General features: G+C 37.1%; 6 protein-coding genes. 2 read left to right on the top strand and 4 right to left on the bottom strand.

From position 1 onward, the window contains the following. The 3 genes from WA010_RS12010 to WA010_RS12000 all read right to left on the bottom strand — a co-directional run. Positions 1-500 (bottom strand): nucleotidyl transferase AbiEii/AbiGii toxin family protein (locus WA010_RS12010; protein WP_422557353.1); only part of this gene is annotated, 500 nt, incomplete at its 3' end. 1 nt (position 501) lies between these two features. Continuing rightward, the gene (locus WA010_RS12005) at positions 502-1,065 is read right to left on the bottom strand and encodes a helix-turn-helix domain-containing protein (protein WP_422557352.1); all 564 of its coding nucleotides are present in this window, start codon (positions 1,063-1,065) and stop codon (positions 502-504) included. A 99-nt stretch (positions 1,066-1,164) separates the two neighbouring features. Beyond that, on the bottom strand, positions 1,165-1,578 hold the full coding sequence (locus tag WA010_RS12000; RefSeq protein ID WP_422557351.1) for a PaaI family thioesterase: 414 nt from the start codon (positions 1,576-1,578) through the stop codon (positions 1,165-1,167). Between the two features lie 320 nt (positions 1,579-1,898). Here WA010_RS12000 and WA010_RS11995 point away from each other — a divergent pair, with 320 nt between their 5' ends. Next, positions 1,899-2,744 (top strand): hypothetical protein, encoded by an 846-nt coding sequence (locus WA010_RS11995; RefSeq protein WP_422557350.1) that lies wholly within the window; start codon positions 1,899-1,901, stop codon positions 2,742-2,744. Between the two features lie 236 nt (positions 2,745-2,980). After that, on the top strand, positions 2,981-3,286 hold the full coding sequence (locus tag WA010_RS11990) for a helix-turn-helix domain-containing protein (protein ID WP_422557349.1): 306 nt from the start codon (positions 2,981-2,983) through the stop codon (positions 3,284-3,286). A 123-nt stretch (positions 3,287-3,409) separates the two neighbouring features. On the opposite strand, the gene WA010_RS11985 is transcribed toward WA010_RS11990, so the two are convergent. Beyond that, the gene (locus WA010_RS11985) at positions 3,410-5,002 is read right to left on the bottom strand and encodes an IS1182 family transposase (protein ID WP_422557348.1); all 1,593 of its coding nucleotides are present in this window, start codon (positions 5,000-5,002) and stop codon (positions 3,410-3,412) included. Positions 5,003-5,273: the final 271 nt, after the last annotated feature.

Raw genomic sequence — 5,273 nt, 5'->3', positions numbered from 1 at the left:
TTTGCATCATAACCATCGATATTGGTAATCGCATAATAAATATCAAATAAATCACGATATTTTTTCCGATTCCAAAATGCCATACTCTTCATGTACATGATGGTCTCAAAAGAGGCTATTTTTAGTTTTGTTTCTTTGTACCGACTTGTCGTGCTATCAATCCAGATCTCTTTTTCAAGCACGTTAAAAGTGGGCGAAAAAAATTCAACTTTAACCTCATTCAGTATGTATTTGAGATGATAATCATACAAATCACCTCCCTCATTGAGCGCATAATCCACCGCTGTATTGTCATGTCTGATTTTTTCCGCACCGAAGAGATGCATCATCTCCTCTATTTCATCTCTACATAACTCTAACATAGCGAAATCCAAATCTTCAGACAAACGATGTTGGATTAGATACGATAATGCCGTACCCCCTACGAATCGAATATCATGTTTTTCAAAAAGCTCATGTTTAGCAAGAGCGTCCAAAACCTGCTTCGTTTTTTCCAACATCTCAGACTCGTTTCTTTAGATACGTTATATGTTTGTTGAACTTTTGCAATAAATCGATATTTTTCTCTTTCAGAATATAAGGCTTTAATCTATCAACACCGAAATAACGCAAAAGCAATACCAGTCTCTCATCACTATAGTGTCCCAACATAATCGTGATAAGTGTCGAAACTTCATACACATGCCCATTTTCGACACTGTAAAACAGCTCGTTGCCGAATATCTGTTTATCGAGGGTAATCTGCTTTTGAGACGGCGGTACGATAGGCTTTGTCATATTGTCTTGTGGGGTATTTATATCAGGTTTTGCCCGTTCTCGCGCACTCTCATACTCAAAACCATCCAAAAACTTTTTATACTCTATACTTTTATTGATGGCGTTTAAAATAGAAAGAAAATTTTCCAAAGAGATTTTCCCCTCTTGTTCGAAATAGCGATAAGTCGCGTACTTCAAACCGACGAAATTGGCAAACTCTTTTTGGGTCAGCCCCAAAGCGATACGCTCATTACGCACCACTTTATTACTTTGTTTGAGCAAGTCATCGATTTTGAACAAAGATTTCATATCTTAATTTTCCATGCCAATTAACTATATTTTGTTAATTATATATCTTTTTAGAATGAATTACAAGCTATTTACTATTATTTTATTAATTAATATAGTTTAAACATCTAAAACTTGTACAAACCACGTAAATCTCCCGATACACACCACAACTTCACTCTCATCTCTTAGCTCGACATCTACACCGATCATCGCACGCCCTTTTTTATCCAGACCAGTTTTAAAAATCTCTATCTCTTCATCGCTTATGGTAGCTATTGCATAGATGGTATCGGTAGTCGGTTTTTTGAATTTGATTTGTGAATCGCGTAATACTGGGATAACCTTACCGACCAAATCGGGGAAAAGTCTCTGTAACGCCTCACCGCTTGCTGTTTCTGCTAGAGTGAATTGTGCGCTTGCGTGTACGGTAGCGATATGATTTAGGTTGTCTGAGCGAAAGATGAGTTTTAAACCTTTTTCGTCTTGTTCTATCCCCACTTTTTCGACAAAGGGGATTTTTAATATATCCATGAAATTCTCTCCTAGCAATAGTCTCATCTATGTTTTTGTTAATAGTATCGTACCGCTCTTTCGGTAAATTTTGACCCTTTGCATTCGTATGCTGAAGAAGTGGGATACGGAATTGATTTTAAGATAAACGATGTAAAATGTTTAAAATATGTCAATGTGTAAGATTCTGCTTGGATGTTTCTGATAGTAGGGCATTTTGAATGTCTGATTATCTTGTGAATTTCTATCAAAATAGTACATTTTGGGTATGAATAAATAGTTATGCCGCAGAAAATTTGTGCGCTGAATCCTTCTATTTCAATTGAATCAAGGGAGAAATAATGTTGCTCTTTGCAAGAATTATGAGTACTGCACTGCTCGTCCTATTTTCGATGGAGGTTGGGGCAGTCGAAATTTCTCTTAGCGGAGATACTTGGTCATATGGGATAGTTTTTAAGGGTGGAACCAAATTAACTTTAGATGGCTCTGGCCAAAAACCAGTTCGGGGGACTTTGGCTTCAAGCTATAGATCACGCGATATAAATTGGCTCGCTGGCACTGAAATTAGCTTGAATGACAAATTAGAGGTTATGTCCGGCACTGTTGATGCCGGCCAGAGCGCAATTAGTGTCCCGCTAAAACCTTCGACACTATTGAGGTTTAATCAAAATGGTCAAGTCATCTACTGCACATTTGCCTCATCAATAAATATCGACGGTCTCGTATTTGATCCTGAACCAATTATTTTTTACGAGAATGGTTGGATAAAGAGTGGAACTATTTCCAAGCCATTTACGTTCAACGCTCCCGGCACCGGAGCTTTGTTTACTGCCTCGCCTGGCATCGTTCTTTTCTACCCGAACAATTCCTCAACAACCCCTTTACATTTTGGAGCAATTCAAAGCGCCAAATTAGCAATGAATCATATTGACAGAGCACAGACACTCCCTGCTGGTGCCACTATCAGGCTATCCGCATCAGGGGCTGTCATTGGAATTGATTCCACCTCCCAATTTGCATACTTGGGGATCGCGCTACAAGGAGGTGGAAGAATTCAAGTGTTTGAAAATGGTCAATCAAGCTTGCAGCCGTATCAAGCAGTGCAAATAAATGGAAAAACCTACCCTGCTTTTAGTTTCATATTTCTAAGCCCAGAGGGTGGTGTTGTCGGCGTACCACCCCAATGACGACTAGAGAGAACTGGGTTGCTTTACGCGCGGCATAGGATCTTGCGCATAAAGCCGCGCAAGGCCGCTCACCTTGAACGTTACAATATAGGGGTCATGTATTCAATCTTCACTTTTTATAGCCGTCTCCTTTCTCTTCTAAAAAGTTATCATTTTTGATATAATAGCTACATGAAATGGGAAATAGAGTTTTTTAGAGATCGAAATCGCATTAAAGCGAAAAAAGGAGATTAACCATGACAAATAGATCTTCTTTTGAAGCATTCAAAGAAAAAGCTCTGAAAAATGAAGAGGTACGAGAAGAATACGAAGCATTAGAACCGATCTTTGCACTCAAAAAACAGATGATAAAAGCTCGCCTCGATGCAAAACTCTCCCAAGAAGATGTTGCGACCCTGCTACACACGAAAAAAAGCAATATTTCGAGATTAGAGAGTCCAAATACTAAAAGTTTACCGAACTTATCCACATTGATAGAATATGCAAAAGCGGTCGGATTTAATCTGGAAATCAATTTAAAGAGAAGCCATTTAGCGTCATAAAAACTATAGGTGATACCTATAACAATTCATTATGTAGCTATTGCTTGTTTTAAACTCCATCTCCCTATTTCTCCTCGTTCCCAACGTCCTGAGACTGTGAAAGAACTAAACTCTTTTTCAGTCTTATCGTAGAATATACTTGGCATTTTTCTTCATAAAACCAAAGATAATCAATATTTGAAAAAAGTAGCCCGAAATATCTAAATACCTGCTGATATATGCTGCAATTTCCTCTTTAATAGTATTAATATTGCCGTTTCGTAGAGCAATTAGCAACTTTTTAAAGAGTGCTGTTCCTATTAGGTTTATAACTCTTCTAAAATTGTAGCTAAACATTATTAAGCTATTTTCACCCGATACTTTTTCTATTCCCCTAACTAAAAAATGATCCCAGCCTAATGTCCTTTTAATCGTTCCAAATGGGTGTTCAACGATTGAGCCTCTTTGTTTGATGATAGTTTTTGCTTCATCTGTTTGCATATGCCTATTGTGTTTTTCTATAACTTCTTCATGCTCCCATCGGAATAGTTGTTTATAGGGTGTTTGTTGCGGTAAGCATTTATCTCGTAAGGGACAGTTTTTACAAACTGCACTGGAAGATCTATAGTTGAACAAAAGCTTTTCCCCTTTAATCTGAGTAGAATTTGTCCTTTTTATCTCTTGATTGTTTGGGCATCTGTAACTATCACTTTGCTCATGGTAAATAAACTTTTCTCGGACAAATACCCCTTTGTCTTCTTGAGCTTTTTGTTTGTTAGCTTTTGGAATAATGGGAGTTATCTCCTCATCAATACATTTTTTAATCTCTATAGCACTTTCATATCCCGTATCGGCAACAACCGTTAATTTTTCTACTGAAACAATCTCTTTTGATAGTTTTGCCATGGTATAGAGTTGCGATGCATCATTGTTATTGCTACTGACTTCTGAGGCTATGATAAACTTATATTTACTATCAACGGCTATTTGAGTGTTATACGCCATCAGATTATGTGCGGGTTTAACCATAAGCGAAGCATCGGGATCAGTTCGATTATATTGGGTTTTAGCCAGTTTTTCTAAAAGGGCTAAATCACTTTTGTACTGCTCTTTTTTTTCATGAAGTTTGGCAATCTTTTTAGGGATAGAAAGAGTTGAAGAAGTGTTTTTTTCCTCTTTGTCGGTAGTGTCAAGCATTGTTAAATAGTTTGTTATTTTTTCATCAATCTGTTCTAAATCTTTTAGAAGATTTTTTTTCATAATAAGCTGATTTTTAGACGCATTCGCTCTTAAAAATGCACCATCAATAGCAACAAGTTTACCCTCTATTAGACCAACTTCTCGACACAGCAAGACAAACTCTTTAAATACCTCTTTAAGTGCAATGGGATTGTCTTTTCTAAAGTTAGCAATGGTTTTATAGCTGGGGGTTAACCCTTGTGTGAGCCATATCATCTCAATATTTCGTTTGATCTCTTTTTCTAAGCTTCGTGAGCTTCGTATTTTATTGAGGTAGCCATAAATGTATATTTTTAACAGTAGCTTTGGATGGAAGGCAGGTTGTCCATCGTTTGATTTTTTTGAGAGATTTTTTACTTGTAGTTTCGATAAATCCAGTATATCCACATAACTATCAATTGCTCTTACGGCATTATCTTCATCGACATAATCATCCAAGCTAGGGGGAAGTAATTGTTGCTGATGTCTGTTTAGCCCTTGTTTATAATGATGACTCACAAAACACCTCCAAAGCACCATTGTACGGTAGTTTATAAGGTATTATTTTATCGTTTTTGTGATTCATAAGTGCTAAAATTGAAGTTCACTAGAGGTCTAATGGTATAGATTAAATTTATCTCTTAGGAGTTCTTTCACAGTCTCTCCACGTTGGGAATGCATATGAAAGTTAAAATTTAAGGAGAGCATAAAATGGGTCGAAGCCGTTATAAAGTCTATGAACCGACACACCCGCATTTTATTACGTGTACTGTATTGCACTGGATACCGC

The organism is Sulfuricurvum sp. (assembly GCF_049305995.1).
Lineage (GTDB): Bacteria > Campylobacterota > Campylobacteria > Campylobacterales > Sulfurimonadaceae > Sulfuricurvum.
This window is presented reverse-complemented; position numbering and strand designations above follow the sequence as displayed.